Origin of the sequence: uncultured Dysgonomonas sp. (genome assembly GCF_900079725.1) — a bacterium.
GTDB lineage: Bacteria > Bacteroidota > Bacteroidia > Bacteroidales > Dysgonomonadaceae > Dysgonomonas.
The window spans coordinates 148,110-164,325 of the sequence record NZ_LT599032.1 but is presented as its reverse complement, the minus strand read 5'-3'; the positions used below and the strand labels follow the sequence as shown (position 1 = coordinate 164,325).

Annotated in this window: 13 protein-coding genes; 4 read left to right on the top strand and 9 right to left on the bottom strand. The window is 39.3% G+C overall.

Annotated elements, in window-relative coordinates; translation table 11 throughout:
- Positions 1-11: 11 nt before the first annotated feature.
- From QZL88_RS00690 to QZL88_RS00675, 4 genes are all read right to left on the bottom strand, one after another.
- A complete protein-coding gene (locus QZL88_RS00690) occupies positions 12-1,712 on the bottom strand; it encodes a phosphoethanolamine transferase (protein ID WP_296937911.1) in 1,701 nt (566 codons plus the stop codon).
- 14 nt (positions 1,713-1,726) lie between these two features.
- On the bottom strand, positions 1,727-2,872 hold the full coding sequence (locus QZL88_RS00685; RefSeq protein ID WP_296937909.1) for a BamA/TamA family outer membrane protein: 1,146 nt from the start codon (positions 2,870-2,872) through the stop codon (positions 1,727-1,729).
- 170 nt (positions 2,873-3,042) lie between these two features.
- Complete coding sequence (locus QZL88_RS00680; RefSeq protein ID WP_296937907.1) at positions 3,043-3,954, bottom strand: dihydroorotate dehydrogenase; 912 nt, start codon at positions 3,952-3,954, stop codon at positions 3,043-3,045.
- The gene (locus tag QZL88_RS00675) at positions 3,942-4,724 is read right to left on the bottom strand and encodes a dihydroorotate dehydrogenase electron transfer subunit (RefSeq protein ID WP_296937905.1); all 783 of its coding nucleotides are present in this window, start codon (positions 4,722-4,724) and stop codon (positions 3,942-3,944) included. The genes QZL88_RS00680 and QZL88_RS00675 overlap by 13 nt, the downstream gene beginning before the upstream one ends.
- 340 nt (positions 4,725-5,064) lie before the next feature.
- Between QZL88_RS00675 and QZL88_RS00670 the strand changes: the two genes are divergently transcribed.
- Positions 5,065-6,441 (top strand): tryptophanase, encoded by a 1,377-nt coding sequence (locus QZL88_RS00670; RefSeq protein WP_296937903.1) that lies wholly within the window; start codon positions 5,065-5,067, stop codon positions 6,439-6,441.
- Positions 6,442-6,497: 56 nt separating this feature from the next.
- On the opposite strand, the gene QZL88_RS00665 is transcribed toward QZL88_RS00670, so the two are convergent.
- Positions 6,498-7,004 (bottom strand): helix-turn-helix transcriptional regulator, encoded by a 507-nt coding sequence (locus QZL88_RS00665; RefSeq protein ID WP_296937900.1) that lies wholly within the window; start codon positions 7,002-7,004, stop codon positions 6,498-6,500.
- A gap of 563 nt (positions 7,005-7,567) precedes the next feature.
- Here QZL88_RS00665 and QZL88_RS00660 point away from each other — a divergent pair.
- The 3 genes from QZL88_RS00660 (at position 7,568) to QZL88_RS00650 (ending at position 11,399) form a co-directional block, all read left to right on the top strand.
- Positions 7,568-9,202 carry a C69 family dipeptidase gene (locus QZL88_RS00660; protein WP_296937897.1) on the top strand — a complete coding sequence of 545 codons (1,635 nt, stop codon included), beginning with the start codon at positions 7,568-7,570 and terminating at the stop codon, positions 9,200-9,202.
- 138 nt (positions 9,203-9,340) lie between these two features.
- Positions 9,341-10,372 carry an iron ABC transporter permease gene (locus tag QZL88_RS00655; RefSeq protein WP_296937895.1) on the top strand — a complete coding sequence of 344 codons (1,032 nt, stop codon included), beginning with the start codon at positions 9,341-9,343 and terminating at the stop codon, positions 10,370-10,372.
- 7 nt (positions 10,373-10,379) lie between these two features.
- Positions 10,380-11,399: an ABC transporter ATP-binding protein gene (locus QZL88_RS00650; RefSeq protein WP_296937893.1), complete on the top strand. Its 1,020-nt coding sequence runs from the start codon at positions 10,380-10,382 to the stop codon at positions 11,397-11,399.
- A 5-nt stretch (positions 11,400-11,404) separates the two neighbouring features.
- Here the strand turns inward: QZL88_RS00650 and rodA are convergent, their stop codons facing one another.
- From rodA to mreC, 4 genes are read right to left on the bottom strand one after another with little or no spacing between them, the layout of a single operon-like run.
- Positions 11,405-12,862: a rod shape-determining protein RodA gene (gene rodA, locus QZL88_RS00645; protein ID WP_296937891.1), complete on the bottom strand. Its 1,458-nt coding sequence runs from the start codon at positions 12,860-12,862 to the stop codon at positions 11,405-11,407.
- Between the two features lie 27 nt (positions 12,863-12,889).
- Positions 12,890-14,857 carry a penicillin-binding protein 2 gene (gene mrdA, locus QZL88_RS00640; protein ID WP_296937889.1) on the bottom strand — a complete coding sequence of 656 codons (1,968 nt, stop codon included), beginning with the start codon at positions 14,855-14,857 and terminating at the stop codon, positions 12,890-12,892.
- The gene (mreD, locus tag QZL88_RS00635; RefSeq protein ID WP_296937887.1) at positions 14,839-15,333 is read right to left on the bottom strand and encodes a rod shape-determining protein MreD; all 495 of its coding nucleotides are present in this window, start codon (positions 15,331-15,333) and stop codon (positions 14,839-14,841) included. The genes mrdA and mreD overlap by 19 nt, the downstream gene beginning before the upstream one ends.
- Positions 15,334-15,352: 19 nt before the next feature.
- Complete coding sequence (gene mreC / locus QZL88_RS00630) at positions 15,353-16,216, bottom strand: rod shape-determining protein MreC (RefSeq protein ID WP_296937884.1); 864 nt, start codon at positions 16,214-16,216, stop codon at positions 15,353-15,355.

The window sequence follows — 16,216 nt, the reverse complement described above, 5'->3', positions numbered from 1 at the left end:
TTTGATTATTTTCAATGAAACATTTTCCTTTCTTCTATCATGGCTTTATCTTCTTTTCTCAAGCCTGCATTATAATAAGGGATAGGATTGTCATGATCGCTCAGGTACATTCTTTTGGCTGTTTTGAATTTCATATCTACCAACGATAAGTCTGTATCTAAATAATCTGTTTCTATATGTGCCATATCCAGTATTGTATGGAACGCAGCGTTTGTAGATACAGGTTTCCTCGTATTACTGAAAGCGTTCTTCACATTTTGCGGGTAAATTTCTCTATATACGGGTGAAAACCAGAGAAACATAGGTATTTTTAGTTGGTAAAATGTCGGATTTGGCGAGGCATGCAAAAAGCGTTGCCGTTTATCGTCCAGGATATCTTCACCATGGTCGGATGCATAAAATAGGGAGGAACAAGCCTCTGTCTTTTTCAGAATTTCGGTTACATTATGTAGGAAATAGTCTGTATAGAGAATCGTGTTGTCGTATGCATTAATGAGTCTATCTCTGTTTACCCTGCTTATTTCTTCTACATTATCAGGTTTGAATATCGCAAAATTGTCCGGGTAGCGTTCTTTATAATTGAAGTGAGAGCCATAGCTATGAAGCACAATGAACAGGTTGCCCGGCAGAGAATCAATGTAATATTTGAATTTTGGCAGCAAAGCCTCGTCCAGATTATTTGTACGGTCATTAAAATGACGGTAATAATGTACATAATCGGCCTCCTGTGCAAAATAATCAGTAAATGTGTGGTTTGCAGACTGATTGGAAATAAATATTGTGGTGAAACCGACCTCCTTAAAAGTTTCTATCACGCTTTTTTGATAATAAATAATATCGAAATTCTCCGCCGATGCGGCAGACATTATGATCGGTACACTTTTGTGTGTTGTATTTGATTGAGTAATGGCATCTTTAAAGAAAACAATGTTTGTGTCCTGAGCCAGATAAGGGGTCGTGTTTCGTTCATAGCCGTACAGTCCCCAGTTTTCAGCTCTACTGGTTTCGCCGATCACCAATACATATATTTCCCGTTTTTCAGTGGTTTTATCTTTTTTATAGGCTTTAAATGAAAAATCTTTCGAAGTTTGAGGGTACTGGCGGCTACGCTTCCATTTATGTACTGCAAAATCCAGATTGTAAAGGATATTTACCGGATATACATCCTGATGGTATGTGAATGTCTCTGTGTTTTCATTTTTTGCAAGAAAAGATAAGGCATAAGTAGATACTATAATGATAACTCCTGAAAAGAAGAGCCTTCGTCTGAAGGTATCAGAGGTATGTGCTTTTCTTTTGCATGCTATTGCTGCGATAATAATGGTCGGTATGTAAACGATAATAACAAATATGACTGATACCAGAATACCATTCAGCACTTCTCCGGCCTCCGTCGCATTAGTTGTTACTACATTCAGAAACATATCTACGGCTATTACATCTTCGCCAAAAAGATAGAAAACAACTATCTGAAATGCGTGCAGAATCAATAGTGGAATCAGCAATAGCTGCATCAGTCCTATATTTTTAGAGATAGTGAATATAATGAAATAGAGTCCTATCGGAAATATGAGCAAAATAATCTTTCCCCACACGTTAAAAGGCTCGGTAAAGAGCAGTCCTATACAGGGTAAAAGATTTACTATAACAAATAGCGTAAATACACATATGGGATTGGCTATGAAGCCATCCAAACGTTCTTTTAGGTTCATTCTTTTCTGATTTCTTAAAATGCCTCGTTTATGTTAAAATAGAAAGCTGATTCACTTTTTCCTATTCCATAGTCGAGGCGTACATTCACCCTCTTTTTAAATTCCCACCGATACCCGATACCAAAAGTAGGTAGTGTATGACTCCATTCAAATTCTGAAAATTTAGGAAAAACATTTCCGGCACCAGCCCATATCACAGCTCCACTGCGTCTGTAGACATGCTGCCTGAGTTCTATCTGCGATTGTATCAGGTTCTTATCCCGGTATCTTCCTCTGTAATACCCACGCATCTGGCGCGAACTTCCGGTATCGGCCATCATATTCCATGCTACATTACCCCAATTGAGGACTCCCTGCAAATCGAAAGCCAGAATACCACCTTCCCATACCTGCCTATAGTGCCTGAATACTAGTTCAGTAGTATAATAATTGTAAGAGCTCCCTATGAATTTAGGATAAAATATTTGCTCAGCCTTAGCGTATATGCCTTTGTATGGATTAGGAATAAAATCGCGGGAATCATAGGATAAGATAAGTCCGGCTCCCACAGCTGTAGTTTTGGCCTTTTCACTACCAAGCAAACTTATATCGTCAAAACCTTTTCCTCTGACATTCTTTACATTAGTCGTAAAACCCAGATAGGTATTGGTTGCCATTTTCTTGAGAAAATCGAATTTAAGCTCCATTACCAGATTATCGTATTCAGAATAGTGGTCTTGCCGTCCGGCTTCATACCCCACACCCCAGAATCTGGTGGGGCGGTAAGAAAAATACATATCAGCGTCGATACGGTAGTTCAATTTAGGGAAAAGCGTATTTCCGCTTATACCTACAACAAAAGCTCCTGTTGTCGTTATATCCCCATATAATGAGACATTCGAAGGTGATATGCTTAAATCCGTTCTGTCCATGCGATATAGGCCGGAAGCTACCATCCCGATTCCGAATTTTGTATCACTGGAATAGTGAGGACCTCCGATAATAGAGAAATCGAAACGCTTGTCATTGTTTACTTCATTCGATTTTTCGAAGTATTCAATTACACTTTTGATAAAATTCTTTTTCTCGATCTTAGTTGTATCGTTTTCTGTCGTCGGTTTTTGAGCATTCAGGATCCCATAGTTACAGACTACTAATAAGATAATTAATACTTTATGCATAACAATCGAAGTTAAGTTCTTTTATTTTAGAAAACCATATCTTCTCTGTAAAATCGCTTTTTGTTTTACATAAATTAAACTATTTTAAGTAAAAGTAGATTTGTATATATAAACAAAAAAAGGATAATCCAAACTTTGGATTATCCTTTTATCTTGATTATTTGTTAGTTCTATATCTCCAACGCACCGACTAAATCCCGGATTGAACTGATATTGTTTTTATCCAGATATTCTTTTATACCATCCACAACTTTCACAGAAATTGTAGGGTCAATAAAATTGTGCGTACCAATCTGTATTGCCGATGAACCGGCCAGAATAAATTCGATAGCATCCTGCCAGCAGGAAATCCCACCCATGCCGATAACGGGTATTTTCACAGCATTGTATGTTTGCCATACCATCCGCAGGGCAACAGGCTTTACACATGGGCCGGAAAGGCCTCCCGTTACGGTAGATAATATAGGACGTTTCTTATTTATGTCGATAGCCATGCCCAACAATGTATTTATCAGGGAAACCGAATCTGCTCCTTCGGCCTCCACGGCACGGGCTATTTCGGTGACATCAGTTACATTGGGGGATAATTTTACGATTAGTGTCTTGTCCCATACTTTACGGACAGCCCTTGTGACATCAGCTGCCGAATCGGCACATACCCCGAAAGCCATGCCGCCTTCCTTTACATTCGGGCAGGAAATATTTAGTTCAATAGCCGGAATTTTGTCCAACTCGGCTAGTTTTTCGGTACATTCTACATAATCTTCGATAGTGGAACCCGATACATTGACTATTACATTTGTATCGAAGTCTTTTATCTCAGGATAGATGTTCGAAACGAAATAGTCAACGCCCTTATTTTGCAGTCCCACAGCGTTTAACATACCCGATGGAGTCTCAGCCATGCGGGGGTAATCATTTCCCTGGCGATTCCGAATGGTAGTTCCTTTTACAAAGATACCACCTATTCGCGATAGGTCTATGAAGTCCGAATACTCTTTTCCATAGCCAAAAGTACCCGATGCGGTCATAACCGGGTTCTTCAAATGTAGTTTACCTATGTTTACAACTAGTTTATCCATGTCAACTTTTCTATATTAAATACGGGGCCATCTGTACATACACATATATTCCCTTCGCTAGTCTTTTCTACGCAACATAAACATACGCCAAATCCGCATGCCATCATGTTTTCGAGAGATACTTCGCAGTTAATTTTATGCTCGTTTGCATACCTTGCTACAGCTACCATCATAGGCTTTGGTCCACAGGTGTAAATGGATGAAAAACGGGTGTTTTTTAACACAGAATGGTTGGTAACATATCCCTTTTCTCCATAGCTGCCATCTTCAGTTGTGCAAAACACTTCTCCATAGTGGGCAAAATCATCCAATTGGAGTAAATCGTTTTTCGATCTGGCTCCTAACAGGAACTTCGGGTTGAATCCTTTTTCTTTCAGGCATGCACCAAGATAGAGCATAGGGGCTGTACCCACACCTCCACCGATAAGTAGTAGTTCCTGCCCTTCTTTCGTGGTAGGGATAGAAAATGAATTACCTAGCGGAAGAAGAAGATTTACTATATCACCTTTCTTATATTCACACATCTTACGTGTTCCGTCACCAATTGCCTGTACAAGCAGCCACAACTCATTTTTTGCTTTGTCCACAAAGTTTACGGAAATAGGCCGACGTAAATAGGTGGACGAAGAACCATCTACTTTTACTTCAACAAATTGTCCGGGAAACATTTCCGGTAAAGGGGAATGGTCTGTGGTGGTAAGTTTTATGAGGCAATAACTTTGGTTTAGTTGGTTGTTTTCGGTAACAACTAAATCCAGCATTTTTTTCATTTACCTTAGTTTTTTTAGAGATAAATATCTGATTTATTCAGGTACAAAGTTAGTAAAGTTTAGGCGTACTAGAAAATTGCCGGGGAAGAATAATTCTTCCGGAAAGATTTAGTATCTTTATGATATATTTAATAGCCTGAAACAATAGAATACTATGGTTTTAAGTTTCAAAAACACATCATTCTGTCTCATATTCCTTAACATTAAGGATAGAGATCATTTTACGTTATAAATTTTCTATTTTATTTATCATTTTCTAAATCAATCAGTTTTTAGTCAATGAGTAAAGTGTATACATTCTTCAATTCATAATTTATAACTTAAAATTTATAACTAATATATGGAACTACCGTTTGCAGAATCATGGAAAATCAAGATGATTGAGCCGATCCGAAAAAGTACAAGAGACGAACGTGAAGAATGGCTTAAAGAAGCCGGATACAATATGTTTCAACTGAAAGCCGAACAGGTATATATAGATCTTATCACCGATTCGGGTACAGGTGCAATGAGTGACCGTCAGTGGGCAGGTATGATGATCGGGGATGAAAGTTATGCCGGAGCAACATCCTATTATAATATGAAAGATATGGTGACCCGTATCACAGGCTTTGAATATGTATTGCCGGCTCATCAGGGACGTGCTGCCGAAAACGTATTATTCTCGTGTCTGGTGAAAGAAGGTGATGTGTGTCCGGGTAATTCACATTTCGATACCACAAAAGGGCATATAGAGTCCCGCAAGGCCGTTGCGCTCGATTGTACAATCGATGAAGCAAAGGATACGCAGCTCGAAATCCCGTTTAAAGGGAATGTGGATATAAAGAAGCTGGAAGATGCTCTGATTAAATATGGCGATCGTATCCCGTTTATTATCGTTACCATAACGAATAATACGGCAGGTGGGCAGCCTGTATCTATGCAGAATCTCAAGGAAGTACGTATTTTAGCTGATAAGTATAGCAAAAAAGTGTTGTTCGACTCGGCTCGTTTTGCCGAGAATGCCTATTTTATAAAGATGCGTGAAGATGGATATAAGAGTAAGACAATCAAAGAGATATGTATAGAAATATTTACACATGCCGATGCGATGACAATGAGCGCTAAGAAGGATGGAATTGTAAACATGGGCGGATTTATTGCTACCCGATTGAAATCGTGGTACGATATGGCCAAGGTAAAAGGAATCGCTTATGAGGGTTTTACTACTTACGGTGGTATGAATGGCCGTGACATGAATGCTCTAGCCATAGGGCTTGACGAAAACACCGAATTTGACAATCTGGAGAGCCGTATCAAGCAAGTGGAATATCTGGGAAATAAACTCGACGAGTACGGCATACCATATCAGCGCCCCGCAGGAGGGCATGCAATATTCGTAGATGCCACCAAGGTGCTGATTCATGTGCCTAAGGAACAATTTCCTGCACAAACCCTCACAGTAGAACTATACCTGGAAGCAGGTATACGCGGATGCGAAATAGGATATATACTGGCTGACCGTGATCCTGTAACACGCGAAAACCGTTTCGATGGGTTGGATTTATTGCGGCTCGCTATTCCGAGACGTGTATATACCGATAATCATATGAATGTGGTAGCTGTGGCATTGAAAAATATATTCGACAGAAGAGAGAGTATTACGAAAGGTTTGGCTATGACATGGGAAGCCGAACTACTCAGGCATTTTACTGTGCAACTGAAAAGAATCGGGTAAAGGTTATATTTTATCAAACTCAATAAGGACGAAAAATTTTTCGTCCTTATTTTTTATTATAAAGGTGAATTATCGGCATTGAATGTCTCAAATGTATTATCCGAGTAATAAATGATTATTTTACTGATTTTTCGTTCAGATGCTTTTTGATATATAACAGTCTGATTTATAGTTTTTTCATGTATGTTTTGAGCTTGCTCAACTATATTTTCCTTACGATATTCTGTTTCTACTGGGGAAATGGTCGGAGATACAGAATTCTGAGAGAATAAATCCGGCTGATTTTGGCCTGGAGAAAAATTATTGGATGAAGGTGCTGATATTTGTTGCATAGTTGAAGTTTTTCCTCCCTCAGTTTTGACCATGTCGCCATTTCCTGTAAGTAACCAATCGGGATTAATATAATTAACCTTGGATAAAATACGTGTAACTACATCCAGGCTGGGATTGTTACGTCCATTCAGTATATGTGATATAACTGCACGTCCAAGCTGTAACCTGTCGGCAAACGCAGATGGAGTAAGGTGTTCACGCTCCATTATTAATCTGATACGGTCTTTCATATATAGTTATGTATATAATGAGATAACAAATGTAAATAATATATTTTACAAAAGGAAATTTTATTTGTATACTTTTGTTATTTACAATTGTTTCCAATTGTTTACAATATATTACTATACAAATGTATTCTTATTAATATATAGATAAGTGTTACTTCATATATTTTCATTAAAATATTAATAATAAAATATATATTATCATAAATATGCCTATATAATCCCAAAATACAGCGATCCCCCTACTCTATTCTTTATTCTATTAAACTATAGATTTACTAATTAACTTTAATTTATTGGAATATAGTATATTAATATTTTTATGTATATTATTCAAACTATTTATATATGTATATTTTCACAAATGATACAAATGTATATTATGCTATAGCTCATGATACATTCTTATTGATTTACATTTGAATATTAAGTAATATACTCTTGGATATTGTATGTTGTCTACTTTTGTAAATTTGCATTGCAGTACTTTTGTATATTTATCCATACGCCTTCCTTATATATAAAGAATAAAGTTTATCTTTACACCATAAAAAAAAATTAGAACTATGAAGAAGATATTTTTATTTACTCTCTCTTGTTTAATCGCCCAGATTCACGTATTTGCCTGCACAAATTTTTTAGTTGGCAAAAAAGCGTCTCTCGATGGCTCTACTATTATCAGTTATTCTGCCGATTCTTACGCTTTATTCGGTGAACTCTACCATTGGCCTGCAAAAAAATGGGCTAAAGGTGATATGCTGAAAGTGTATGAATGGGATACCGGAAGATATATGGGTGAGATAGCCCAGCCCGGACAAACCTATAATGTGGTGGGAAATATGAATGAACATCAGGTTACTATCGGTGAAACAACTTTCGGAGGACGTGAAGAACTGGCAGATCCGGATGGTATAATGGATTACGGTAGCCTTATATATATAACCCTGCAAAGAGCGAAGAATGCACGGGAAGCAATAAAGGTAATGACTGATCTGGTAGCTGAATACGGTTATTATAGCGGTGGCGAGTCTTTTTCTATCGGAGACCCCAATGAAATCTGGGTACTGGAGATGATAGGCAAAGGAAAAGGAAATAAAGGTGCCGTTTGGGTCGCTGTACGTATTCCTGACGATTGTATATCAGCCCATGCTAATCAGGCACGTATACAACAGTTTCCGTTAAACGACCCGGAAAATTGTATATATTCGAAAGATGTGATTTCTTTTGCTAAAGAAAAAGGTTATTACACTGGTAAGGATGCTGATTTTAGTTTTGCAAAAGCTTATAATCCACTTGATTTTGGCGGACAACGTTTCTGTGAAGCCCGTGTATGGACTTTCTTCAACCGCTATAATAAAGATATGGCAAAATTTGTGACTTATGCACAAGGCAAGACTCAAGAGCCAATGCCATTATATATCAAACCTGACAGAAAGCTATCAGTTGCTGATATACAGGAAATGATGCGCGACCACTATGAAGGTACCGAACTGGACTGGACTAATGATGTAGGTGCAGGCCCGTTCAAGTCTCCATATCGTTGGGCTCCTCTGACTTGGGAATCGGATTCGGTTCAGTATTGTAACGAGCGTCCTGTGGCGACTCAGCAAACCGGATTTGTGTTTACATCACAAATGCGCTCATGGTTACCTAATCCAATAGGCGGTATCCTTTGGTTTGGAACGGACGATGCCGACCAGACTGTTTTCACCCCTATGTATTGTTCTATTACCGAAGTGCCTGAATGCTATCGTGAAGGAAATGGCGATTTATATACTTTCTCGTGGACATCCAGTTTCTGGATTCAGAACTGGGTATCGAACATGGTATATAATAAATATAGCTATATGCACCCGGATCTGGAAAAGGTACAAAAGGAATTGGAAAGTAAATTCTTTGCCGAACAGGACAAAACCGATAAAGAAGCTCTTGCATTGTATGAAAAATCACCGGAACAAGCTGTTCTGTTCCTTACTGAATATAGTGGAGAACAAGCACAGTATGCATTTGACAAATGGAAGAAGCTGGGCGAATTCCTTGTTATTAAATATATGGACGGCGTAGTACGCAAGGAAAAAGACGGAGAGTTTATCCGTAATGAACACGGAAAACCGTCTTCACCACAGCGTGTGGGCTATCCGAAAGAATTTTACCGGCAGGTGGTGAAAGAAACCGGAGATAAATATAAAGTATTGTATTAAACATAATAAATAGAAAAATTTGTCATTGACTCCGCTTCGCTCTGTCGAACGTTGTTTCTGAACGGAGTGAAGAATCTAGTGTAAATTTACGGGATTCTTCACTCCGTTCAGAATGACAAAGGAACTAAACGAAAATTAATGTCTAAAAGCCTCATATATAGCTTTCTGTTTACGATAAGTATCCCCATTTTGTTTACCGCAAACCTATTTCTAGGCTCTGTATCCATTCCGGCCCACGCTATCTTCGATATATTGGCAGGAAATGAAGTTGAGAAGCAGGCTTGGGAATATATCGTGTTACAGTCGCGATTGCCACAGGCCATCACGGCACTATTTACGGGAGGAGGCATAGCTGTATCGGGATTGCTGTTACAGACAGCTTTCCGTAATCCGCTGGCCGATGCCGGGATTCTGGGTATAAGTTCAGGGGCAAACTTGGGTGTGGCACTTGTTATTTTACTGATAGGTAATACAATAGGTTCAGTCGGAGGATTCGATTTTTCTTATTCGATGAGCATCGTATTTGGCGCATTTGTGGGGGCAGCTCTCATTCTTGCCATTATTATGGGCTTTGCATCTGTTATTCGCAACAATGTTATGTTGCTGATAATCGGTATTATGGTCGGCTATCTCACATCTTCCATAATTTCTATCCTCAAATTCTGGAGCACAAGCGAAGATGCTTACTCATTTATGATTTGGGGTATGGGGGATTTTTCGGGTGTATCCACCGAGCAATTACCTTTTTATTGCATAGTGGTGAGTATAGGCTTATTATTGTCAGTTTTATTGATTAAACCATTGAATGCTATGCTTTTGGGAGAAAGGTATGCCTCTAATCTGGGGGTCAATATAAAATTGATTCGTTTCCTTTTATTATTATGCGCAGGTCTTTTGACAGCGATAACCTGTGCTTTTTGCGGGCCTATTGCATTTATCGGTTTGGCAGTTCCTCATATTGCCCGTTTGTTGTTGGGGACATCCAACCATAAATCATTGTTGCCTTTTACCATCCTGATAGGTTCGGTTATGGCACTTATATGTAACCTGATAAGTGTGCTGCCAGGCGCTTCAGGTTCATTGCCACTGAATGCGATAACTCCGATATTTGGTGCGCCGGTTATCATCTATGTAATTCTGAATCAGAAGAAAATCCAATATTTCAATTGATTTATCTATGAATAGAAAAGCGATAATATCTGCACACAATATAAGTATAGGTTATGCAAAAACAAAGCATAGGGGTAAGGCTGCCCTATATGAGGATTTGTCTTTCGACCTGTATCAGGGGGAACTTGTATGCTTGATTGGTGCTAATGGGGCAGGAAAATCCACCCTGTTGCGTACAATCAGCGCTTCGCAACCTAGCTTGCGGGGTAATATATTTTTGGAAAATAAGGATATAAATGCTTATTCTGAAAAGAAATTATCTCAGTTATTAGGCTTGGTATTAACGGATAAGACTTCAGCTGGAGGCTTGTTGGTCAGAGAATTAGTCGAATTGGGACGATATCCTTACACCGGATTTTTCGGTCAATTGACGAAAGAAGATAAAGAGATAGTTCAAAAGGCTATGGAGGATGTCTGCATCGTACATAAAGCAGATGTATATGTCGCCGAATTATCGGATGGCGAACGGCAAAAGGCTATGATAGCCAAAGCGTTGGCGCAACAATGTCCAGTTGTGTTATTAGATGAACCTACTGCGTTTCTGGATATCGAGAGCCGGATAGAAGTAATGAATCTCCTTCACAACCTGACTATGAATCAGGATAAAACAATATTACTTTCTACACACGACATAGATCTGGCCTTGCTCCTCGCCGACCGTTTGTGGTTATTGTCCCGGGAGAAGGGCTTGACAGGCGGGGTAACAGAAGATGTCGTGTTATCCGGTACAATGGATAACTTCTTTAAGGGTGATAACATTCTTTTTGATAAGAATTCGGGAAATTTTCTACCGAACAGAGAAAGTCGCAAAAAGGTGCACTTGCAGGCAGAAGGCTATTTATATCACTGGACCCAAAATATGCTGGAAAGACATGGTTTTGGTGTAGGTAATGAAGAAAGTAGCACCTTATTTTCAATAATAGTTGATTCGGCTGTCTCCATCCGGGTAGTAAGGAAAGATGAAACCGGTCAAAAGCTGCATAATTATGAGGAGCTTTCGAATTATCTATCCGTATTACAGTTGTAATTAGCTTATCTTCGTTTTCTTGCCATATCGATGCGCAGGAAGATAAACAGAAGAATGGTAAATCCCCAAAGGGAAGAGCCCCCATAGCTGAAGAATGGTAAAGGAATACCAATTACGGGAGTTAGTCCGATAACCATCCCGATATTGATTGCCAGATGGAAAAGAAAGATGCAGGCTACACAATAACCGTAGACTCGTCCGAATGTATTCTTTTGTCTTTCAGCTAGATATATTAACCTGGTAATCAGAGCTAAGAATAAGAGCAAGACTAGCACAGAGCCCACAAAACCTTGTTCTTCGCCTACAGTACAGAATATGAAGTCGGTATCTTGTTCCGGGACGTATTTCAGTTTGGTTTGGGTTCCATTAAGGTATCCCTTACCCAACACTCCACCCGAACCTATTGCGATCTTTGACTGATTGACATTATACCCCGCACCCATCAGGTCGTCTTCCATACCGAGGGTAACCTTGATACGCATCTGTTGGTGAGGTTGCATTATATCGGTGAAAAGATAGTCGACCGAACTTACGAATAACAAGCTGCCAAAGGCAAATACGGCTGTAAGCAGATAGACTTTCGACCAATGCTTCTTTGCCAGATACAGCAGATAGCCAACCAGAATGGCTAGAGCAGTCAGAGCAACTATACCAAAGTCGATAGGAACCCCGATTAATGAAAGTAAGTATGGGATGCCGAATACGGCTGCTGCTCCAAGGAATATATTACGGGCGGTTATACCGTCTTTGCGATAGCTCATAACCAATACGGCACTGATGAGAATGACTAATATGATAGCTATAAACTCTCCTGTAGAGATAATTCCCATATCAGTTTCGGAATATTTAAGTCCTACAACAAAAAGCACTACAGCGGAAACTCCCACGAAAAGGATAATCCCCGGTAGTCCCTCTCTGTAGAGCATCAGTATAAATGCGGTATATACAAGAGCAGAACCGGTCTCCTTCTGCAACATAATCAGAGCCATAGGTACCAAAATCATCACGGCTATTATAGCCAGATTCTTAGGTGTAAGCAACTTGAAATTATAGGAATTGAGAAACCGAGCCAAAGCCAGTGCTACAGCGAACTTAGCGAACTCGGCGGGTTGGATCTGTATCGAATTAGTTATCTTAAGCCACGATCGCGACCCTCTGATATCCGTTGCCAGAAAGACCGTTGCCAGTAAAAGGAGTATGAAAGCAGCATATATATAATAAGCAAGTATATCATAGAGGTTACTATCCAGCTTTAAGATGATGAAACCCAGAATAATGGATGTCCCCATCCAGATCAGCTGCATGCCTGCTCTTCCGGATAAGTCGAACATACTGGTCGCATTTTCATACTGATAGCTGGCACCATATATACTGAACCATCCACCTAGTATTAATATGATATACAAGGCTATGGTAAACCAATCGAGGCTCTTCTTTATATTTTCATCTTCTCTCTGATACATCTCAAGTGTATGGTCGGTCTATAGTTATCAATTATCGCTTTCCAGAGTAAATGGTTTCACTTCTTCTTTCTCTACATCATTGCTAGCTGGTGTAGGCTGAGAAAACTCCATTGTCCGTTTGTTGGTACGGTTCCAGTTGAAGAATGTTTGAGGAAGTATTGTTGTATTCACAATCCGGTCTTCGATATACTTATCACTGGCGGGTACTTCTCCTTTCAGATACTTTTGCATCATCAGTCTACCTACAGGAACTCCGAATGTGGCTCCAAATCCTGCATTTTCAACAATCACAAATATGGCCACTTTTGGATTATCTTTAGGTGCAAACCCCATGAATATGGAGTGGTCTTTACCATGAGGGTTTTCAGCTGTACCTGTCTTACCGCACACTTCAATTTCCGGTAGCAGGTTTGCTCCACGGCATGTACCTCCGGTCACTGCGCGAGCCATACCTTCTACTATAGATTGGTAATGCTCTTTCTTTATTCCGGTTTCCCGTTTGTGTGTATAAAGACTATCGAGCGGAGTGTCCTGTATGTTCTTTACTACATGTGGTACTATGTAATGGCCTCTGTTTGCAATAGTTGCGGCTAAATTAGCTACCTGCAACGGAGTTGCGGTGACTTCTCCTTGCCCGATTGCTATAGATATGATAGTGGAAGCATTCCAGCTATTCTTATATGCTCTGTTGTAGAAATTGCTGTTAGGAATAAAGCCTCTCTTTTCGGAAGGTAGGTCTACTCCTAGCGGATAGCCAAATCCCATATCTACCATATGGTCTTTCCATACTTCAAATGCTTCCGGTGTGCTCTTATATTTCTTTCTGTTGCCGAGCATTGCAGATAATCCATAACAGAAGTATGAATTGCAGGATGTTGCAATGGCCGGAATCAAAGCTAAAGGAGAGCCATGCGGATGGCATTTAGGCCTGCCTCCCAATGGTGGATATCCTCCGGCACAGGAGTACATGGTATTCTCTGTGATAATATCTTCTTGCAGGAATACTAATCCCTGTGTAGTCTTGAATGTGGATCCGGGAGGATACATACCTTGTATCGGTCTGTTCAGAAGAGGTTTCAGCGGATTATTCTCCAGTTCAAGATAATTCTTTTTGAAATCGCGTCCACCAAGCAGCATGGACGGATCATAGGTAGGGGATGTTACCAAACATAGAACTTCACCGGTTTCAGGTTCTATCATGACAATACTTCCAACCTTATTCTGCATCAGATATTCGCCATATGCCTGCAAGTCAATATCAATGGATAGGGTTAAATCTTTCCCTGAAATTGGCGCTATATCATTCTTACCGTTTTCATATTTACCTTGTATGCGCCCATGTGCATCCCGAAGTAGTATTTCCACACCCTTCTCGCCCCTCAGATACTTTTCGTAAGATGATTCTAGTCCGGATTTTCCGCCATAATCACCCCTGACATAGTAATTATCGTTTTCCATTTGAGTCTTGCTGACTTCTGCTACATAGCCTAACAACAAGCCTGCGTTATGGTAGTTATATTGCCTTAGAGTTCTCTTTTGTATGAAAAATCCAGGGAACTTATACAATTTTTCCTGAAGGATTCCGCTTTCCTGTGTGGTAAGCTGGGTCATAAAAGTCTGCTGGGTATAGGTTGAATAACCCGGATTCTGCCTGCGGTCTTTTACATCGGCCAAACGCTTATCGAACTGTTCGCGGGTGATATCAAGAGCTTTACATAAATCGAGTGTATCAAAAGGCTGTACTTCGCGGGGAATGTATACAAGATCGTATGTAGGCTGGTTAAAAACAAGAAGTTTATCGTTCCTGTCCGATATTTTTCCGCGCGAGGGGTATAGTGTTCTATTAAAGAATGCATTTCCATCGGCAGAACTTTTGTATTCACTCTTGACTATCTGCAGATTGAATAATTGAACTATATATATAAGTACTATGCTGCAGGCTATTCCGCCTAAAACATATTTTCGTTTAGTGAGGTCTAAGTTGATTTTTGCCATGAACTCTTTTGCTTTAACGAAAATCCTTCAAATGCAAAAATAAGGATAGTTGTGAGTACTGTAGATAGTAGTATCCTTATTAAGACAAGTTTTATATTGAAATATGAGAATGACTCTATTGAGATCAATACTACATGGTGTATAAGGGTCAAAAAGAATGCAAATTTCATATATGCGGCCCCTAATAGTCTCAGTCCGGGTGTTTGTTCATCATAATCGTCTATCATAAAGAATAATCCTTGTACAGGGCGACAGAGGAAACCAATAAGCGTAGTAGCTGCAGCATTTATACCCGGCGTATTACAAAAGATATCAATAATGAAGCCAAGCATAAATCCCAATAACGTGGATAAATTTCTATTGAATCCGACCGGCAACTTTAGTATAAAGTAGATATATGCAAAAGGTACAGCATAACTTAGAAAAGAAATCCTGTTAAGTACCAATACCTGTAATAATACAAGCAGTACAAACATCAAAGCATATTTTAGGACACTACTTTTTAACATTCTTGGTTTTAATCTTATTCTCCAGTTCTTTTATTTCCTCATTGGTATTATTAATGAGAAGAACATTTTTGAGGGAGCCAAAATCTGTAGATAACTTCACTTTCAAACTGTTGAAATTATCATCTGTCTCACTCTTGTATTCTTCTATTGTGCCTACCATTATTCCTTCGGGAAAGAAGTCTGAAAAGCCGGTTGTTACAATCGTATCACCTATCTGTACATCCTCATATTTGGGATATTCGGTAAGCATTGCATAACGAGGGTCTCCTCCTTCCCAGATAAGTATGCCTGCAGCATTCGAATTCAATATCTTACAACTGAATCGACTATGTGGATTCAATACCGGCTGCACTATACCATAATTGGCACTGGCATCAATAACAACACCGACTATTCCCTGTTGAGAAACAACACCCATATCGGCGCGTACACCATTATTCTTACCTTTGTTGATAATCATATAGTTATCCACAAGAGAGATACTGTTTTTTTCTACCCGGGCAATAACGAAATGCGGCTCAACTCTTCGTCCTAACGAATCGCGAAGGAAAGCTTCTGTTTTCAACGAATCGGCTTCTATTGTGAATATATAATCTTTCAGTTCGTTTATTTCAGCTTGTAGTTCAGCACTTTTTTGTAGAAGCTGCTGGTTTTCTGTTCTTAATCCAAAATAGGAAGAGATACTTCCTGATATAGCATAAACTCTTCCCGTTATTTCATTGGAAGAGTTTAAGTATACACTTTTCTGGTACGAATTTCCGCTAAAAACGAAATAGAAACAGATTATTTCAAGTAAAATGAAAACAAACCAGGAACTATTCTTTAATAAAAAGTTTATCAGGTTGCGCAT

Bases quoted from the DNA above. Each gene is read 5' to 3' on its own strand.
- QZL88_RS00675 (WP_296937905.1), bottom strand. From the start codon at position 4,724: ATGAAAAAAATGCTGGATTTAGTTGTTACCGAAAACAACCAACTAAAC.
- mreD (WP_296937887.1), bottom strand. From the start codon at position 15,333: ATGTTTGTACTGCTTGTATTATTACAGGTATTGGTACTTAACAGGATT.
- QZL88_RS00685 (WP_296937909.1), bottom strand. From the start codon at position 2,872: ATGCATAAAGTATTAATTATCTTATTAGTAGTCTGTAACTATGGGATC.
- QZL88_RS00690 (WP_296937911.1), bottom strand. From the start codon at position 1,712: ATGAACCTAAAAGAACGTTTGGATGGCTTCATAGCCAATCCCATATGT.
- rodA (WP_296937891.1), bottom strand. From the start codon at position 12,862: ATGTATCAGAGAGAAGATGAAAATATAAAGAAGAGCCTCGATTGGTTT.
- QZL88_RS00665 (WP_296937900.1), bottom strand. From the start codon at position 7,004: ATGAAAGACCGTATCAGATTAATAATGGAGCGTGAACACCTTACTCCA.
- QZL88_RS00680 (WP_296937907.1), bottom strand. From the start codon at position 3,954: ATGGATAAACTAGTTGTAAACATAGGTAAACTACATTTGAAGAACCCG.
- QZL88_RS00655 (WP_296937895.1), top strand. From the start codon at position 9,341: ATGTCTAAAAGCCTCATATATAGCTTTCTGTTTACGATAAGTATCCCC.
- mreC (WP_296937884.1), bottom strand. From the start codon at position 16,216: ATGCGCAACCTGATAAACTTTTTATTAAAGAATAGTTCCTGGTTTGTT.
- mrdA (WP_296937889.1), bottom strand. From the start codon at position 14,857: ATGGCAAAAATCAACTTAGACCTCACTAAACGAAAATATGTTTTAGGC.
- QZL88_RS00650 (WP_296937893.1), top strand. From the start codon at position 10,380: ATGAATAGAAAAGCGATAATATCTGCACACAATATAAGTATAGGTTAT.
- QZL88_RS00670 (WP_296937903.1), top strand. From the start codon at position 5,065: ATGGAACTACCGTTTGCAGAATCATGGAAAATCAAGATGATTGAGCCG.
- QZL88_RS00660 (WP_296937897.1), top strand. From the start codon at position 7,568: ATGAAGAAGATATTTTTATTTACTCTCTCTTGTTTAATCGCCCAGATT.